General features: G+C 67.0%; 16 protein-coding genes. 11 read left to right on the forward strand and 5 right to left on the reverse strand.

All coding sequences use genetic code 11. The features are described 5' to 3' along the window. The first annotated feature begins 136 nt into the window (after window positions 1-136). The 3 genes from F3J14_RS02405 to F3J14_RS02415 are packed head-to-tail and all read left to right on the forward strand — an operon-like array spanning window position 137 to window position 961. Window positions 137-301, forward strand: coding sequence for a hypothetical protein (locus tag F3J14_RS02405; protein WP_166721607.1), 165 nt, complete (start codon window positions 137-139; stop codon window positions 299-301). 58 nt (window positions 302-359) lie between these two features. Next, window positions 360-710 (forward strand): BON domain-containing protein, encoded by a 351-nt coding sequence (locus tag F3J14_RS02410; protein WP_166721608.1) that lies wholly within the window; start codon window positions 360-362, stop codon window positions 708-710. Window positions 711-763: 53 nt separating this feature from the next. Continuing rightward, window positions 764-961 (forward strand): CsbD family protein, encoded by a 198-nt coding sequence (locus F3J14_RS02415; protein ID WP_006749571.1) that lies wholly within the window; start codon window positions 764-766, stop codon window positions 959-961. 226 nt (window positions 962-1187) lie between these two features. Here the strand turns inward: F3J14_RS02415 and F3J14_RS02420 are convergent, their stop codons facing one another. Beyond that, window positions 1188-2216 (reverse strand): DUF1338 domain-containing protein, encoded by a 1029-nt coding sequence (locus F3J14_RS02420; protein WP_166721609.1) that lies wholly within the window; start codon window positions 2214-2216, stop codon window positions 1188-1190. Between the two features lie 220 nt (window positions 2217-2436). Here F3J14_RS02420 and F3J14_RS02425 point away from each other — a divergent pair, with 220 nt between their 5' ends. Beyond that, window positions 2437-3390: a LysR family transcriptional regulator gene (locus tag F3J14_RS02425; protein WP_006749569.1), complete on the forward strand. Its 954-nt coding sequence runs from the start codon at window positions 2437-2439 to the stop codon at window positions 3388-3390. 473 nt (window positions 3391-3863) lie between these two features. Continuing rightward, the gene (locus tag F3J14_RS02430; protein WP_166721610.1) at window positions 3864-5492 is read left to right on the forward strand and encodes an NADP-dependent glyceraldehyde-3-phosphate dehydrogenase; all 1629 of its coding nucleotides are present in this window, start codon (window positions 3864-3866) and stop codon (window positions 5490-5492) included. Window positions 5493-5617: 125 nt separating this feature from the next. Here F3J14_RS02430 and F3J14_RS02435 read toward each other — a convergent pair whose 3' ends face one another. Beyond that, window positions 5618-6250, reverse strand: coding sequence for a LysE family translocator (locus F3J14_RS02435; RefSeq protein ID WP_166721611.1), 633 nt, complete (start codon window positions 6248-6250; stop codon window positions 5618-5620). Window positions 6251-6863: 613 nt separating this feature from the next. On the opposite strand from F3J14_RS02435, the gene F3J14_RS02440 reads away from it, so the two are divergent. Beyond that, complete coding sequence (locus F3J14_RS02440) at window positions 6864-7187, forward strand: DNA-binding protein (RefSeq protein ID WP_166721612.1); 324 nt, start codon at window positions 6864-6866, stop codon at window positions 7185-7187. Between the two features lie 36 nt (window positions 7188-7223). Here the strand turns inward: F3J14_RS02440 and F3J14_RS02445 are convergent, their stop codons facing one another. Then, window positions 7224-8459, reverse strand: a complete 1236-nt coding sequence (locus tag F3J14_RS02445) for an NADH:flavin oxidoreductase/NADH oxidase family protein (protein ID WP_166721613.1) — start codon at window positions 8457-8459, stop codon at window positions 7224-7226. A 74-nt stretch (window positions 8460-8533) separates the two neighbouring features. On the opposite strand from F3J14_RS02445, the gene F3J14_RS02450 reads away from it, so the two are divergent. Continuing rightward, window positions 8534-9001: a MerR family transcriptional regulator gene (locus tag F3J14_RS02450; protein WP_166721614.1), complete on the forward strand. Its 468-nt coding sequence runs from the start codon at window positions 8534-8536 to the stop codon at window positions 8999-9001. A 138-nt stretch (window positions 9002-9139) separates the two neighbouring features. Further along, the gene (locus F3J14_RS02455; protein WP_166721615.1) at window positions 9140-9460 is read left to right on the forward strand and encodes a DUF1330 domain-containing protein; all 321 of its coding nucleotides are present in this window, start codon (window positions 9140-9142) and stop codon (window positions 9458-9460) included. 19 nt (window positions 9461-9479) lie between these two features. On the opposite strand, the gene F3J14_RS02460 is transcribed toward F3J14_RS02455, so the two are convergent. Then, window positions 9480-10316: an NAD(P)-dependent oxidoreductase gene (locus F3J14_RS02460; protein ID WP_166721616.1), complete on the reverse strand. Its 837-nt coding sequence runs from the start codon at window positions 10314-10316 to the stop codon at window positions 9480-9482. 114 nt (window positions 10317-10430) lie between these two features. Here F3J14_RS02460 and F3J14_RS02465 point away from each other — a divergent pair, with 114 nt between their 5' ends. Further along, window positions 10431-11534 carry a LacI family DNA-binding transcriptional regulator gene (locus F3J14_RS02465; RefSeq protein WP_166721617.1) on the forward strand — a complete coding sequence of 368 codons (1104 nt, stop codon included), beginning with the start codon at window positions 10431-10433 and terminating at the stop codon, window positions 11532-11534. A 91-nt stretch (window positions 11535-11625) separates the two neighbouring features. Here F3J14_RS02465 and F3J14_RS02470 read toward each other — a convergent pair whose 3' ends face one another. Further along, window positions 11626-12918 carry an MFS transporter gene (locus tag F3J14_RS02470; protein ID WP_166721618.1) on the reverse strand — a complete coding sequence of 431 codons (1293 nt, stop codon included), beginning with the start codon at window positions 12916-12918 and terminating at the stop codon, window positions 11626-11628. Between the two features lie 344 nt (window positions 12919-13262). Here F3J14_RS02470 and F3J14_RS02475 point away from each other — a divergent pair, with 344 nt between their 5' ends. After that, entirely contained in the window at window positions 13263-14756 is a 1494-nt protein-coding gene (locus F3J14_RS02475) for an AlkA N-terminal domain-containing protein (protein ID WP_166721619.1), read from the forward strand. Further along, window positions 14753-15286 (forward strand): methylated-DNA--[protein]-cysteine S-methyltransferase, encoded by a 534-nt coding sequence (locus F3J14_RS02480; RefSeq protein ID WP_166721620.1) that lies wholly within the window; start codon window positions 14753-14755, stop codon window positions 15284-15286. Before F3J14_RS02475 ends, F3J14_RS02480 begins: the two co-directional genes overlap by 4 nt. The last annotated feature ends 12 nt before the right edge of the window (window positions 15287-15298 follow it).

Genomic DNA, 15298 nt, shown 5'->3' on the forward strand with positions numbered 1-15298 from the left:
CGCGCGCCCGTTCCGTCCCCGTGCAAACGCACTAGGCAACCCGGTGAATTTGCGCGATGTGTGCGTGCGTTCGCGCCGGTACGCTGGTACTGCATCGGCGCTCACGCGCTGACCTACAGCAGAGGAGGACCACCCGATGAAGCTGCATCAGACACCTGATCCGACGCGGCCCGAACCGGCTCCGGACCATCCGCCCGAACCGTCGCCTGGCACCGATCCACCCGTGCCACGGCCGCCCGACGTGCCGCGCCCGGACATGCCGCCGCGCGAGCCCGGCTACGACACGCCGATCGCGCGATAACTCGCCGCGCGATCCCCATTCACATTCATTCACTCACGCCAATCGAAGGAGAACATCAATGAACAAGACCTCGCACCTTTCGACGCTGCTCGCCGTCAGCGCGGCCTTCCTGCTCGCTGCCGCACCGCTCACGAACGTGCACGCACAGGCGTCGTCGACCGAGAAATCCATGAAGGCCGAATCGGACCAGCCCGTGACCGATACATGGATCACGACCAAGGTGAAGAGCGAACTCGCGACCACCAAAGGGGTGAAGAGCACGGACATCGACGTGAAGACGGTGGACGGCGTCGTCACGCTGACGGGCGTGCTGCATTCGAAGATCGCTGTAAAGAAAGCCATCGCCGTGACACGCTCGGTCAAGGGCGTGAAGCACGTCGACGCATCCGGCCTGAAGGCGAAGGCCTGAGGTGTCACGCGGCCTAGCGCCGCACTTTTCTCCCTTTACGACAGGAGCACACCATGAACGAAGACAAGATCAAGGGTCAGTGGAAGCAGTTGTCGGGCAAGCTGAAGGCCAAGTGGGGCAAGCTGACCGACGATGACCTGGCCGTCGCCGAAGGCAACCGGGAGTATGTGGTCGGCAAGATCCAGGAGCGTTACGGGATCGCGCGCGACGAAGCCGAGAAGCAAATGAAGGAGTTCGATCGCGAGCTGTAACGCGTCAGTCTCCTCACACCGCCGCGACGCGTCCTGCGTTGCGGTCACGCGGAGGACAACGACATGGGCAAGTATCTGATCGCATGGCTCTTGGGCATACCGATCGGCGTGCTGGTGCTGTTCTACCTGGTCACGCATCTGTTCTGACGCGCGAGGCGCCCATGCAACGCAAACGGGCCGGCGGCTGTCATCAGCCACCGGCCCGTTTGTCTTGCGTGCGTCGTGCTTACTTCGCCGCGTTCGCCGTCATCTTGAAGATGCCCTGCGCGTTGCCCGCATCGAAACGCAGGTCCGTCACCCAGCGACGCGCCGCCTGGTCGAACGTGCGACGGCGCGTGATGAATTCATAGAACGAGCCCGGCACGTTGCGCTTCACCGTGCCGCCGTCGCGCGTGCGGAACTCGCGCTCGACGATGTCGGCGCGATACGCGGTCTGGAACACGCGGCCCGAACGCGAGCGCTCGACCTCCGGCTTCATCGGCCGGCCCTTCGCCTTCTCGTCGTCGGACAGCTTGAATACGTCGTTCACGCGATCGGTCGCATGGTTGAACGCGTTGCCTTCGGTCGCGATCCATGCCATCTCGGCCGATTCGAGCAGCAGCGTCTCGTAGTCGAGTTCGTTCGGCAGGTCGTGCTGGCGCGCGAACGCGCCGACGATCTCGGGCAGCAGCGCATGCGCGGCGTCGAGCGACAGCCAGCCTTCGCGCTCGATCTCCCACAGCAGCGCGACGGCCGCCGGCGACAGCGGATCGCGCGACGAGCTCACGACGTTCGTCACGGCTTGCTGGAATTCCTTCGAGAAACGTTCCGGATGCAGTTCGCTGACGAAGAATTGCGCGATCTCGTCCGGTGCGTCTTCATGGGCGTAGGCGCGGCCGGTCATGCCGAGCTTGTCGAGCGGATAACGGCCGTTCAGGCGGAAGCCGAGCGGACGCAGGATCCGCGTGAACGCGGCTTCGCCCGGCGGCAGCGCGCCCGTGTGCGGCCAGCGCACCGTGCGCAGCGCGCCGTGGTCGAAGTAGACGGAACCGCCGTTTTCGATTGCCTCGGCCGTATACGCGCGGCCGTTCGCCGAACGTTCGAGCAGCCCTTCGAACAGCGCCATGTTCATTGCCTGGGCGATTTCCGCGCGCGTGACGACGTCGGTTTCCCATTCGTCGAGGATGGCCGGCATGTTCAGGGTCGCGAACAGGGCGTCGGTCTTCGCCTGTCCCAGCAGCTTCGTCAGCAGGCTCTCGATATTCGGATTGCGCATCAGGATTCTCGTGTCGGGGGACCACCGGCAAACGTGCCGGCATCTCGGCTGGCCGGCCGCCCAACGGGCGCCTGACCTTGCGTGGGATGCATTATTCAAAGGGTTGCAGCCGGGCGTAAAGCGAGATTAAATTGACACGTGATGAGTTTTTGGAATTATTCACGGTTCCCGCCCTCGTCCGCCGGCCCGCTTCGGGCGGGTTCCTTCGTCAGACAAAATCATGCGCAAATTCAAGATCCCCAACATGGGCGCGCTCGTGGCTTTCGAAGCCGCGGCGCGCCACGAGAGCTTCACGCACGCGGCGAAGGAGCTGTTCCTCACCGAAAGCGCGGTATCGCGGCAGATCGCGACGCTCGAAGCGAGCCTCGGCGTGCGGCTGTTCGCACGTGTGAAGCAGCGCGTCGTGCTCACGCGCGCCGGCAAGCTATACGGCACGCAGGTGCGGCGCGCGCTGGAGGCGCTCGATCGCGACACGCTGTCGATCATCGCGCACGGCAGCGGCGGCGGCTACCTGGAGCTCGCCGTGCTGCCCACCTTCGCGTCGCACTGGCTGATCCCGCGCATCAAGAGCTTCTACGACCGCACGCCGGACGTGCGCGTGAACATGGGCAGCCGCACCGACCTGTTCTCGTTCGAGGACACGCACTTCGAAGCCGCGATCCATTACGGCAAGCCGACCTGGCCCGGCACGTCGTCCGACTATCTGTTCGGCGAGGAAGTCGTGCCGATCTGCTCGCCCGCGCTGCTCGACGGGCCGGTCGAACGCGTGGAGGATCTGCTCGCGTATCCGCTGCTGCACTCGACGACGCGCCCCGGCGCATGGGCGCAATGGTTCGAGACGCACGGCGTCGAGGACATCCGCACGATGCAGGGCGTGCGCTACGAACTCCACACGATGCTGATCAGCGCGGCCGCGGCCGGACTCGGGATCGCGCTCGTGCCGAAGTTCTTCGTCGAGGAACAGCTGCAGCAGCTCGGCCTCGTCGTGCCGTGCGACGCGGCGACGGTCGGCGATTCGGCGTACTACCTCGTGTATCCGACGGAGCTCAGCCACAGCAAGCCGCTGGAGTCATTTCGTGCGTGGTTGCTGGAACAGGCTAGCGCGTATGCGGCGCCGGGGCGGGACGGGGAGGAAGACGATCTCGATGCGGAGGATGACGAAGACGTCGAATGATCGCGGCGCACCGCGACAGGTCCGGTGCGCGCCGGGCGGGCAACCCCGACCCGGCGCTCCGGGCAGCCGACCTCGCTTCGGCAGCGCGGCGGCACCTTCTCTCATTTCTTCACTGCGTATGTTTTCTCTCAGGTCCCGGGGCAATTTTTTCTGTGCCGCGCGTGGCCATTATCCGCCCAAACCGGCCGTCGTGAAACGTTTGCGCACGCACCGAGCGGCTTATTTCCGGCATTTGGAAACAATCCTACAAAACGTTTACGCACCGAACGATCGCGTTCGGTAAATGTTGCAATCGGCTCGGCGTTCCTTTTTAATGGAACTGGTTCCAGTCCGTGTTTCGGCCATGCCGTCGCGTGACGCCGCGTGACGTCACGTCGTGCGCGCGTCATCATGCCGATTCAAGGATCGAGGATCATTCAGCTCAGGATTCCGCATCGCCCGTCCTTCCCGGACACCTGTCAAACGAGACCGTCATGCCCGATTCCGCCTCCCTGCAGCAGCTGTTTCCCGACTATCAAGACATCCCCGCCGAGTTCCGGCTCGCCGCCCCGATCCATCAGCGCGTCTCGCTGGTCGACGGCGAGTTGCGCCCGTGGGACGGCACGACCAAGACCGTGCTGTCGCCCGTGTGCGTGCGCCAGCCGGACGGCAGCGTCGCGCAGATGGAGATCGGCAGCTATCCGGTGATGGGCGAGACGGAAAGCGACGCGGCGCTCGACGCCGCGGTGCGCGCGTACGACTCGGGCCGCGGCGAGTGGCCGACGATGAAGGTCGAGCAGCGCATCGCGTGCATGCAGGACTTCATCAAGCGAATGGTCGCGCAGCGCGAGCTGGTCGTGAACCTGATCATGTGGGAGATCGGCAAGAGCCTCGCCGATTCGCAGAAGGAGTTCGATCGCACCGTCACGTACATGACGCAGACGATCGACGCGCTGAAGGAGCTCGACAACGCGAACTCGCGCTTCGTGATCGCGGAAGGCACGATCGGCCAGATCCGCCGCACGCCGCTCGGCGTCGTGCTGTGCATGGGGCCGTACAACTATCCGCTGAACGAAACCTTCGCGACGCTGATCCCCGCGCTGCTGATGGGCAACACCGTGGTGTTCAAGCCGCCTCAGTACGGCACGCTGCTGTTCGAGCCGCTGCTCGAGGCGTTCCGCGACGCGTTCCCGAAAGGCGTGATCAACACGATCTACGCGCCGGGCGCGGTGGTCGTGCCGCACATGCTCGCGTCGGGCAAGATCAACGTGCTCGCGCTGATCGGGTCGAGCAAGGTGGCCGACCACCTGAAGAAGCAGCACCCGAAGTCGCACCGGCTGCGCGCGATCCTCGGCCTCGACGCGAAGAACGCGGCGATCGTGCTGCCCGACGCCGATCTCGACCTCACCGTGAAGGAATGCCTGCTCGGCGCGCTGTCGTTCAACGGCCAGCGCTGCACCGCGCTGAAGATGCTGCTCGTGCACCGTTCGATCGTCGACGAATTCCTGAAGCGCTTCACCGCCGCGCTCGAACAGCTGAAGATCGGCATGCCGTGGGAGAAAGGCGTCAGCATCACGCCGCTGCCGGGCATGCATCGCACCGCGTACATGACCGACGCGATCGACGACGCGAAGGCCAAGGGCGCGCAGGTCGTCAACCACTCGGGTGGCGAGTTCAGCAAGACGCTGTTCTACCCGGCCGTCGTCTATCCGGTGTCCGAAGGCATGAAGCTGTATCGCGAGGAGCAGTTCGGGCCGATCATTCCGGTCGCGACGTTCGACGACGTGGAAACCGCGCTCGACTACGTGACGACGTCGGACCACGGCCAGCAGGTCAGCATTTTCGGTTCCGATCCGGCGCAGATCGGCGCGCTCGTCGATCCGCTCGTGAACCAGGTCTGCCGCGTGAACATCAACTGCCAGTGCCAGCGCGGGCCGGACGTGTTCCCGTTCGCGGGTCGCAAGGACTCGGCGGAAGGCACGCTGTCGGTGACCGATGCGCTGCGCGCGTTCTCGATCCGCTCGATGGTCGCGGCCAAGCAGACCGAGGGCAGCAAGCAGCTGCTCGATTCGATCGTGTCGGATCACCACTCGAAGTTCATCAACACCGGCTTTATTTTCTGAAGCGCGGTGCCCGGAACAAGCCGCTGCCCGCGCCGGTGCAGCGGCTTTCTTGCGCGTGCGCGCCACGCGCGGACCGGGAACGTTAGCGCGTCGATGCGCGCGCCGCCGTTTCGCGACGCGCCGCCCTATACGTTCGACGCCAGCAACCGGACGCCCGCCACGCCGAACACCACCGCGAGACACGCTTCCATCGCACGCCGGCCGCGCACGTACAGCCGGCGTGCGCCGTCCGTCGAGAACACCAGCGCATAGCCGCCGAACACCACGCAACCGATCGCGATGCAGCCCGGCACGACGGCGCCGTGCGACGCACCCGCACCGTTCGACGACAGCGCGACGATCGATACCCATACCAGGATGGCTTTCGGATTCGTCAGGTGCAGCATCGCGCCGCGCGCGTAGAGGCGCGACAGCTTCTGCTCGGGCGCCGCCTTCAGCGTATCGGCCGCACTGGCCGACCACGCGGTGCGGCCCGACTTGACCGCGAGCCACAGCAGATACACGCCGCCGAACAGCTTGATCGCGACCAGCAGCTTCGACCATGCGAGCAGCGCCGCCGACACGCCCAGCGCGGCCACCGTCGCCCAGAACATCGATCCCGAGATGACGCCGAGCGCGAACGCGAGCGCCGCCTTGCGGCCATGGTTCGCGGCGACCGACATGATCGCGAGATTGCTCGGGCCGGGGCTGGCCGTGCCGATGAAATAAGCCGTGTAGGCGAGCAGCAGGTTGGCCGAGAAGAAGGCGTGGACGCTCATGTCGAACCTCGCAGGGATGATGCGGAGATTGTTCGCAAACACGGCGCGGCTGCCCATGGACAGTTGTCCGGTTATTCGCAGGGCCAGTTGGATCGCGCGGGCGAGGTCCGTTGCATATGCATCTGGATCGCCGCGCGCGAAAACGTCTCGGATATGAAACATCCGGCGCAGGCGTCGCGGCACTCGACGATGCGGCGGACGTGGTCGCGGCGCGCGCCACGCAGCCGCCCGAGGCCATGGGGCGCCGCCGACACACAGGCGTCGCGACATTCCGGCGATCCGTCGACCGAAACACGCAACCGGTTTCAACGCCGCGTTACGTTACATCGCTGAAGCATTTCATCCGTCCGGGCCCTGACGTGCGGTCGATCGTGACCACGCGCGGCGTATGAATCCCTTCGTCGATTTTCCATGCAAGCCAGCACCGGCGGGACGCGATGACCGCGGCCGCGCCCCGCGTCAACGTTGCTCGACAATCGGATCACGCCGCTGGTACGAAACCTGCATCCGCATTGCAGTGACACCCGCGTCACCGGTCGGCGCGGACATGAACCGGATCGGGATCCGTCCACCGGATACGCCCGAACGATCCACGCAAGCAACGAGGCTCCCCATGGATGCGCTGCCCAACTCATCCGATGCGTCGTTCCAGCTCTTTCTCGCGAAACTGCTCGAACAGCCGCAGCTCGAATGGACCGAAAAACAGCAGATGGAACTCGAGATGGCGCGCTCGCTGTCGACCCAGATGGTCCACTTCGCCGAAGGCATGCGCGGCGGCAACGCGGACCTCGCGCGCTGCCTCGTGCTGCTGCGTTACGCGAAGGTGCTCGACTTCATGCTGACGTCGCTCGCCGCGCGCCGCGACATTCATCCGCAGACGCTGCGCACGCTGTTCCGGCTCGCGAACCTGAAGGTCGACGATGCGTATCCGGTCTGAGCCGGCATCAGGCCGCACGACGCATCGCCCTCACGCCTAACGCGCCGCGCGCCCCGCCATCCACTTGCGGTAGCGCCGCGTCTGGCACTGCGCGGCCATCTGCTGCGACACCAGCGCGCGCAGCGGCGACACGCCCGGATGCGTGCGCCGCCCGGCGCTCAACCGCGCGAGCTGGAACTTCACGACGGCCATGTTCGCCAGCGCGCCCAGCGCCTTGTTCTTCCACCGGATCGGCTGCAGCGCCGGCGCGCTGTCCTTGCCGGCCTGCCAGTCGCGCGGCAGGTTCGGATCGATCGACAGCGCGGTCGCGATGCCGACCATCGCCACGCCGCTGGCGACCACCTGCTCGGCCACCGCGCGACGCCGGATCCCGCCCGTCACCATCAGCGGCATGGCCGCGACGTCGGTGATGTCCCGCGCGAATTCGAGGAAATACGCTTCACGGGCCAAGGTGCGGCCGTCGCGCGCTTCACCCTGCATCGCCGGGACTTCGTAACTGCCGCCCGACAGCTCGACGAGATCGACGCCGAGCGGATTCAGCAGTTCGACGACGCGCTTCGCATCGTCCGCGCTGAAGCCGCCGCGCTGGAAGTCGGCCGAATTCAGCTTGACCGATACGACGAACGCCGGCGACACCGTCGCGCGCACGGCCCGGACGATATCCAGCAGCAGCCGCGCGCGGTGCTCGATGGGGCCGCCCCACGCGTCCTGCCGGCGGTTCGTCAGCGGCGACAGGAACTGGCTCAGCAGATAACCGTGCGCCGCGTGGATCTGCACGCCGGTGAAGCCGCTTTGCTCGGCGAGCCGCGCGGCGCGCACGAAGCGCTGCTGCACGTCGACGATATCGGCTTCCGTCATCTCCTTCGGCACCGGGAACTGCTTCGACAGCGCGCCGAGCGCGAGCGGCACGGCCGACGGCGCGACCGTCGTCTGGCCGAGCGCCGCCTGCATCTGGCGCCCCGGATGGTTGATCTGCATCCACACGTGCGCGCCGCCGGAGCGCGCGACCTGCGCCCACCGCCGGAAGCGGTCGAGATGCGCGTCGCTGTCGAGCACGACGCCGTTCGGCCCCGTCATCGCGCGGCCGTCCACCATCACGTTGCCGGTCAGGATCAGGCCGGCGCGGCCGTCGGCCCACGCCTGGTACAGGCGCAGCAACGCGTTGGACGGCGCGTGATCCGCATCGGCCATGTTTTCCTCCATCGCGGCCTTGGCAAGCCGGTTGGGAATCACCGCGCCATTGGGCAGTGTGAGGGGCGCGAACAGCTTCATGTGGACATCCTCGATTGACGATGCCCAACCATAACTTTAAAGTCAGCTTCAAGGTCAAGCCCCTGGAGCACCCCATGAAAATCGGCGAGCTGGCGCGCGCCAGCGGCATCGCGGCGTCGCGCATCCGGTTCTACGAAGCGAGCGGCCTGCTCGAACCGGCGCGCCGGCAGGCGAACGGCTATCGGGAATACGGGTCGGAAGCGCTGACGCGGCTCGCGATCATCGACCGCGCGCAGCGCGCGGGTTTTGCGCTCGACGAGATCCGCGCGCTGCTGCCGCCCGATCTCGGCGACTGGCCGCGCGACGAACTGCTGCACGCGCTGCGGCACAAGGTCGACGAAATCGCGCTGCTCGAACAGCGGCTCGCGCAGAACCGGCGCAGCCTCGAAACGCTGATCGACGAGATCGCGAGCAAGCCGGCCGGCGTGGATTGCGCAGGCGCCGCGCAACGCATGCTCGACAAGCTGGGCAAGGAAGCGGCCGAGTCGGCGCCGGCACCCGAGGCGGTGCCGCGCCCGCGGCCGATGCGCAAGCGTGCGTGACGCGCTCGGCCGGCATCGCGCTCGGCCGGATGGATTTGCTTACGTCGCAGGTAATCGACGCGCGCCGCCCGCGCGCCGATCATGGCCGCATCGATCAACGAATCGACGACACATCGCATCGACGCAACGGAGCCCGCCATGACCGCCTACGCCATCGCCCACCTGCACGACGTTCAAATGTGCGACGACATCGTCGACTACCTCGAGCGCATCGACGGCACGCTCGCGCCGTTCGACGGCCATTTCGTCATTCACGGCGCGCGGCCCGACGTGCGCGAAGGCGTGTGGCGCGGCGACCTGATCGCGATCGCGTTTCCCGATCTCGACACTGCCCGCGCCTGGTACGAATCGGACGCGTACCAGCAGATCCAGCCGCTACGCGCGCGGCACGCGAGCGGCCCGTTGATCCTGATCGACGGCGTCGATGAACGGCACCAGGCGACGGACATCCTGCGCTGAGCCACGCCGTGCGCGGCGCTTACTTCGCGTTGCGCTCCATCGGCTCGCCGACGACGAACCCGCCGCCCTGGTAGCGCTGCGCGGGATCGTCGTAGTCGGCGGTTGGCGCGGTGAGCGGGAACAGCCCCTCGAACTGCGCGGAGCTGTCCTGCGGCCGGAAGCCGAGGAAGCCGGCCTTCGTGTTGTCCCACCACTTCACCGGGTTGTCGGACACGCCGTAGACGATCGCGTGCCCGACGCGGTTCGTCAGCAGCGAGCAGCGCACGAGCTCGATGAAGTCGCGATAGCTGAGGAACGTCACGAGCATGCGCGGGTTCTTCGGCGCCTCGAACGACGAGCCGATCCGCAGGCACACCGTCTCGATCCCGAAGCGGTCGAAGTAGTAGCGCGACAGCGACTCGCCGAAGCACTTCGTCACGCCATAGAGACTGTCCGGGCGCAGCGGCGAATCGGCATCGAGCACTTCCGTGACCGGATGGAAACCGATCGCATGGTTCGAGCTCGCGAACACGATCCGCTTCACGCCGTGCTTGCGCGCAGCTTCGTACAGGTTGTACGTGCCGGTGATGTTCGCATCGACCAGATCGTCGAACGGCGCGTCGACCGAAATGCCGCCGAGATGGACGATCGCGTCGACGCCGTCGACGAGCTCCATCACCGCCGGGCGGTCGGCCAGGTCGACGACACGGGTTTCTTCGTGCGGGGCCGCGTCGTCCAGCGCGGCGATGTCGCTCACGCGCACGACGTCGGCCCAGTTCGCCAGCGCGCCGCGCACCTGGCGGCCGAGGTTGCCGGCCGCGCCGGTCAGCAGCAGGCGCCCGAACGGCTTGCGTGCGCCGGTGGATGAGGCGTTCATCGAGTCTCCTTGAATCTGTCCTGAAGGGTGTCCGGGAAGTTGCCCGAAGTCGGTGGAATCGGCCGAAAGCGGAAAACGTTTTCCAACTATACGCGGGACAAAAGCCGACCGTCAATGCTTGAACCCGCTCGCACCCATCCGAACTTTCCCGATATGGGCCGGTGGCCGGATGCCGGCTTTTTCTGCCACAATCCGGGGCAACGGAACGAAAACGTTACCCTCTTCATGAAAAAAATTTCCCCGACGATCCGCGACGTGGCGGCGGAAGCCGGCGTGTCGGTCGCGACGGTATCCAAGTACGTTAACGGCACGCAGCGCTTCTCGCCGGCCGTCGAGGCGCGGCTCAAGGAAGCGATCGAGCGGCTCGGCTATCGTTCGAACCCGCTCGCGCGTTCGATGATCACCGGACGCACGCGCACCATCGGCGTCGTGATCCTCGACATCAGCAACCCGTATTTCACGAACGTCGTCAAAGGCGCGAACCGCGTCGCGCTCCAGCATGACTACACGCTTCTGCTCGTCGATACCGAAGAGAGTCAGGCGCGCGAACGCTCGCTGATCGAGGCGCTCGCGCAGCGCGTCGACGGGCTGATCGTCAGCACGCGGATGCCCGACGAGGAAGCCGGCTGGATGCTCGACCTGCACAAGGCGCTCGTGCTGCTGCGGCGCAGCCCCGGCCTGCCGATTCCGAGCGTCGGCATCGACAACCGGCTCGCCACCTACATGCTCGCGCGTCACCTGCTCAATCTCGGCCATACGCACATCGCGTACCTCGGCTTCGGGCCGGCGCGCGTGAACGACGAACGGATCCAGGGCGCGCGCGACTGTCTCGCCGAGGCGGGCCTCACGCTCGACGTGCACGATGCCCATGCGCCGACCGCCGAGGCCGGCGAGCGCGCGTGCTCGCGCGTGATGCTCGGACCGCAGCGTCCGCAGGCCGTGATCTGCTACAACGACCTGATCGCGCTCGGCTTCATGAAGGAAGCCGCGTCGCTCGGCTTCCAGCTGCCGCGCGACGTGTCGGTCGCCGGCGTCGACAACGTGCCGTACGGCGAATACGCGGCGCCCGCGCTGACCACCATCGACATCCAGAGCGAGAACATGGGCGAGCTCGCGATGCAGAAGCTGATCGACGCGCTCGCCGGGCGCACCGACGCAAGCTATTCGACGTTCGAGCCGCGGCTGATCATGCGCGCATCGACGGCCGCGGTCGGCTGACGCACGCGCCCGCTGCGACACCCAGCGCTTGCGCGCCCCGCACATGAGAACGCGCCGCCTCCGGGCGGCGCGTTCGTTTGCCAACATGCAATCACGCGTCGAGCTTCGCGGGCTTCATCTTCGGCGTGAGCACGTGCATGACCGCCAGCGCGAGCAGATAGGCCAGCGCGCCGATCGCGAACAGCACCCAGTAGTGACCCGTGCGTTGCAGCACCTGGCCGATCACTTCCGAGAACAGCACGCCGCCGATCGAGCCGGCCATCCCGCCGATGCCGACCACCGACGCGACCGCACGGCGCGGGAACAGGTCGGACGCCGTCGTGAACAGGTTCGCCGACCAGCCCTGGTGCGCGGCCGCGGCGAGGCCGACGATCAGCACCGCGATCCACAGGTTCTGCACCTGCGACACGAACGCGATCGGCAGCACACAGCATGCGCAGATCAGCATCGCCGTCTTGCGCGCGCCGTTCACGCTCCAGCCCGCGCGCAGCAACGCCGACGACAGCCAGCCGCCGCCGATGCTGCCGACCGTCGTCAGCGCATAGATGCACACGAGCGGCAGACCGATATGCTGCATGTCCATCCCGCGCGACTCGTTGAGCCACTTCGGCAGCCAGAACAGATAGAACCACCACACCGGGTCGGTCAGGAACTTGCCGATCAGGAACGCCCACGTCTCGCGCTTGCGGATCAGCTCGCCCCAGCGCGGCGCGCCGGCGTTCACGTTCGCCGCGTCGAGCGCTTCGACTTCGTCGCGCGGCTCGTCGTATGCCTCGGCGAGCGCGCGCGTGTCGGCCGTGCGATAGAGCACCAGCCACACCGCGAGCCACACGATGCCGATCGCGCCGACGATCACGAACGCCGCGCGCCACCCGTAGGCCACCGCGATCGCCGGGATGATCGCGGGCGCGAACACCGCGCCGATGTTCGCTCCCGAGTTGAAGATGCCGGTGGCGAGCGCGCGTTCGCGGCGCGGAAACCATTCGGCCGTGGTCTTGATCGCGGCCGGGAAGTTGCCGCCCTCGCCGATCCCGAGCAACGCGCGCACCGCCGCGAAGCCCATCACCGAGCCGACCATTGCGTGCAGCATCGCCGCAATGCTCCATACCAGCATCGCGACCGCATACGAGATGCGCGTGCCGAGCCAGTCGACGATGCGACCGAAGCAAAGCAGGCCGATCGCGTAGAACGCGGAAAACGCCATCACGATGCGGCCGTACTGCACCTGGCTCCAGCCGATGTCGTGCTGGAGCATCGGCGCGAGCAGGCCGAGGATCTGGCGATCCATGTAGTTGATGACGGTCGCGAAGAACAGCAGCGCACAGACGGTCCAGCGGTAGCGGCTGGCGGCGGCGCGCACCGCGCCGACGACGGCAGATTGCATGAGTGTCTCCGATGCGCGGCCGCGCCCGTCGCGCCGCAGTTTGTTGCCTGTCCGTGACCGGCGACGGGCGCCGGGACGGGCGGCGGCCCGCCCCTTTCGTGGCGCGGCCGATTGCCCGTCGAGTCTCGTGGAAAACGTTTTTCAAAGAATAGGGCGTGGGCCGGTGCCGTGTCAGTCGGGGATTTCGATGAGTCATCTCGAATTTGGCCGCGCAAAAAGAGACGACTGTTTCGCAGATTGGCATTAACCGTTTTTCCGGAATTTTCCCGCGGGCAAAACGGGGGCATGACGCGAACCCGAGCGCCGAGACACAGGTCCGATTCCGGCCAGAATCGGCGGCGACGATGGTTTACAGTCGTCGCATGCGCCTCGATCCCGACACCTGCTACGCAGCCCTGCTTTCGCGGAACCGCCGCTTCGACGGCTGGTTCTTCGTCGGCGTGGCCACGACGGGGGTGTATTGCCGCCCCGTTTGTCCGGTGAAACCGCCGAAGGCGCGCAACTGCAGCTATTACGCGAGCGCCGCCGCCGCGGAGAAAGCCGGCTTTCGGCCGTGCATGCGCTGCCGGCCCGAGCTCGCGCCCGGCCACGGGCTGCTCGACCTGTCCGGCAATCTCGCCGACGCGGCCGCCACGCTGATCGAGGACGGTTTCCTGAACGAGCGCTCGGTCAACGCGCTCGCGCAGCGCGTCGGCGTGACCGAGCGCCACCTGCGCCGGATCTTCGCCGCGCAGTTCGGCGTCTCGCCGGTCGAGTTCGCACAGACGCACCGGCTGCTGATGGCCAAGCGCCTCCTGACCGATACCGCGCTGCCGGTGGCCGTCGTCGCGTCGACCGCCGGGTTTGGCAGCGTGCGGCGCTTGAACGACTTGTTCCGGCAACGCTACAGCCTCAATCCGCTGCGCCTGCGCAAGGGCGCCGGCGCAGCGGCCGGCGGCGACATGACGTTCCCGCTGCCGTACCGGCCGCCGTTCGCGTGGCCCGAGTTGATGCGCTTTCTCGCGCAGCGGCAGATCGACGGCGTCGAGCGGATCGACGCACAGGGCTATGCGCGCGTCGTCGCACTGCCGAACGGCAGCGGTCATGTGACGGGCTGGCTGTCCGTCACGCACGTGCCGCAGCGGTTCGCGCTCGCAGTCACCGTGTCGCCCGCGCTGACGCCCGTCGTGCCGGCCGTGCTCGCGCGCGTGCGGCGGCTGTTCGATCTCGACAGCCGCCCCGACGTGATCGATGCACATCTCGGCGAACTCGCGGACGGTTCGCCCGGTCTGCGCGTACCCGGCGCGTTCGACGGGCTCGAGATCGCGATCCGTGCGCTCGCGGGCGAGCATTTGGCCGCGACGCACGCAGGCCCGGTGCTGACGCGTGTTGCCGAACGCTTCGGTACGCCGGTCGCCAACGCCGCGCCCGGGCTCACGCATGCGTTGCCTTCGGCTGCGATACTGGCGGTCGCGCCGCCGGCGGCGCTCGAAGCGATCGGCGTGACGCGCGAGGCCGCGCGGGCGATCGTGTCACTGGCGCGCGTCGTTGCAGACGGCACGCTCGCGCTCGAACCGATGGCGCCGCTCGATGCGACGCTCGCCGCGTTGCGCGCGCTGTCCGGCTTCGACGAACGCGCGGTGCAGTACGTCGCGATGCGTGCGATGGCCTGGCCGAACGCGTTCCCCGCCGACGACGCGTGGCTTGCGCCGCGCGTCGCCGCCGAACGCCCGCGCATCGCGTCATCCGCGTCATCCGCGTCATCCGCGTCTTCCGCGCCCGATGCGGCGCGTTGGGCGCCGTGGCGCGCGTATGCCGCACTGCATGTGTGGCGCCTTCATGGAGAAGCTTCGCGATGACTCTCGCTCATCTGATTCCGAGCCCGCTGGGCGATATCGCCATTCGTATCGAGGACGATGCGCTGACGGGCCTGTTCTTCGTCGGCCAGAAATACTATCCGTCGCTGGCAATCGCGCCGGATGCGGACGCGCGCAACGTGCCGCCGCTCGCGCGCAAGGTTGCCGAAGAAGTCGCCGACTATTTCACCGGCACGCGCGAAACCTTCTCGGTGCCGATTCATCTGCGCGGCACCGCGTTTCAGCGCAGCGTGTGGAAGGAACTGCTCGCGATTCCGTTCGGCGAGCTCGTGTCGTACGGCGACATCACCGAACGCGTCGGGCTGCCGATGAGTGCAGCGCGCGCCGTCGGCGGCGCGGTCGGCCGCAACCCGGTGTCGATCATGGTGCCGTGCCATCGCGTGATCGGCGCGTCCGGCAGCCTGACCGGTTATGCGGGCGGGATTGAACGGAAACGCGCGTTGTTGTCGCTCGAAGGCGCCGGGTTCGCGCGCGGCGAGCATCATCCGGTGCAGCAGACGCTCGGGTTCTGACGCATGCCGCGC

The organism is Burkholderia sp. Tr-862 (genome assembly GCF_011753085.1).
Lineage (GTDB): Bacteria > Pseudomonadota > Gammaproteobacteria > Burkholderiales > Burkholderiaceae > Burkholderia > Burkholderia ambifaria.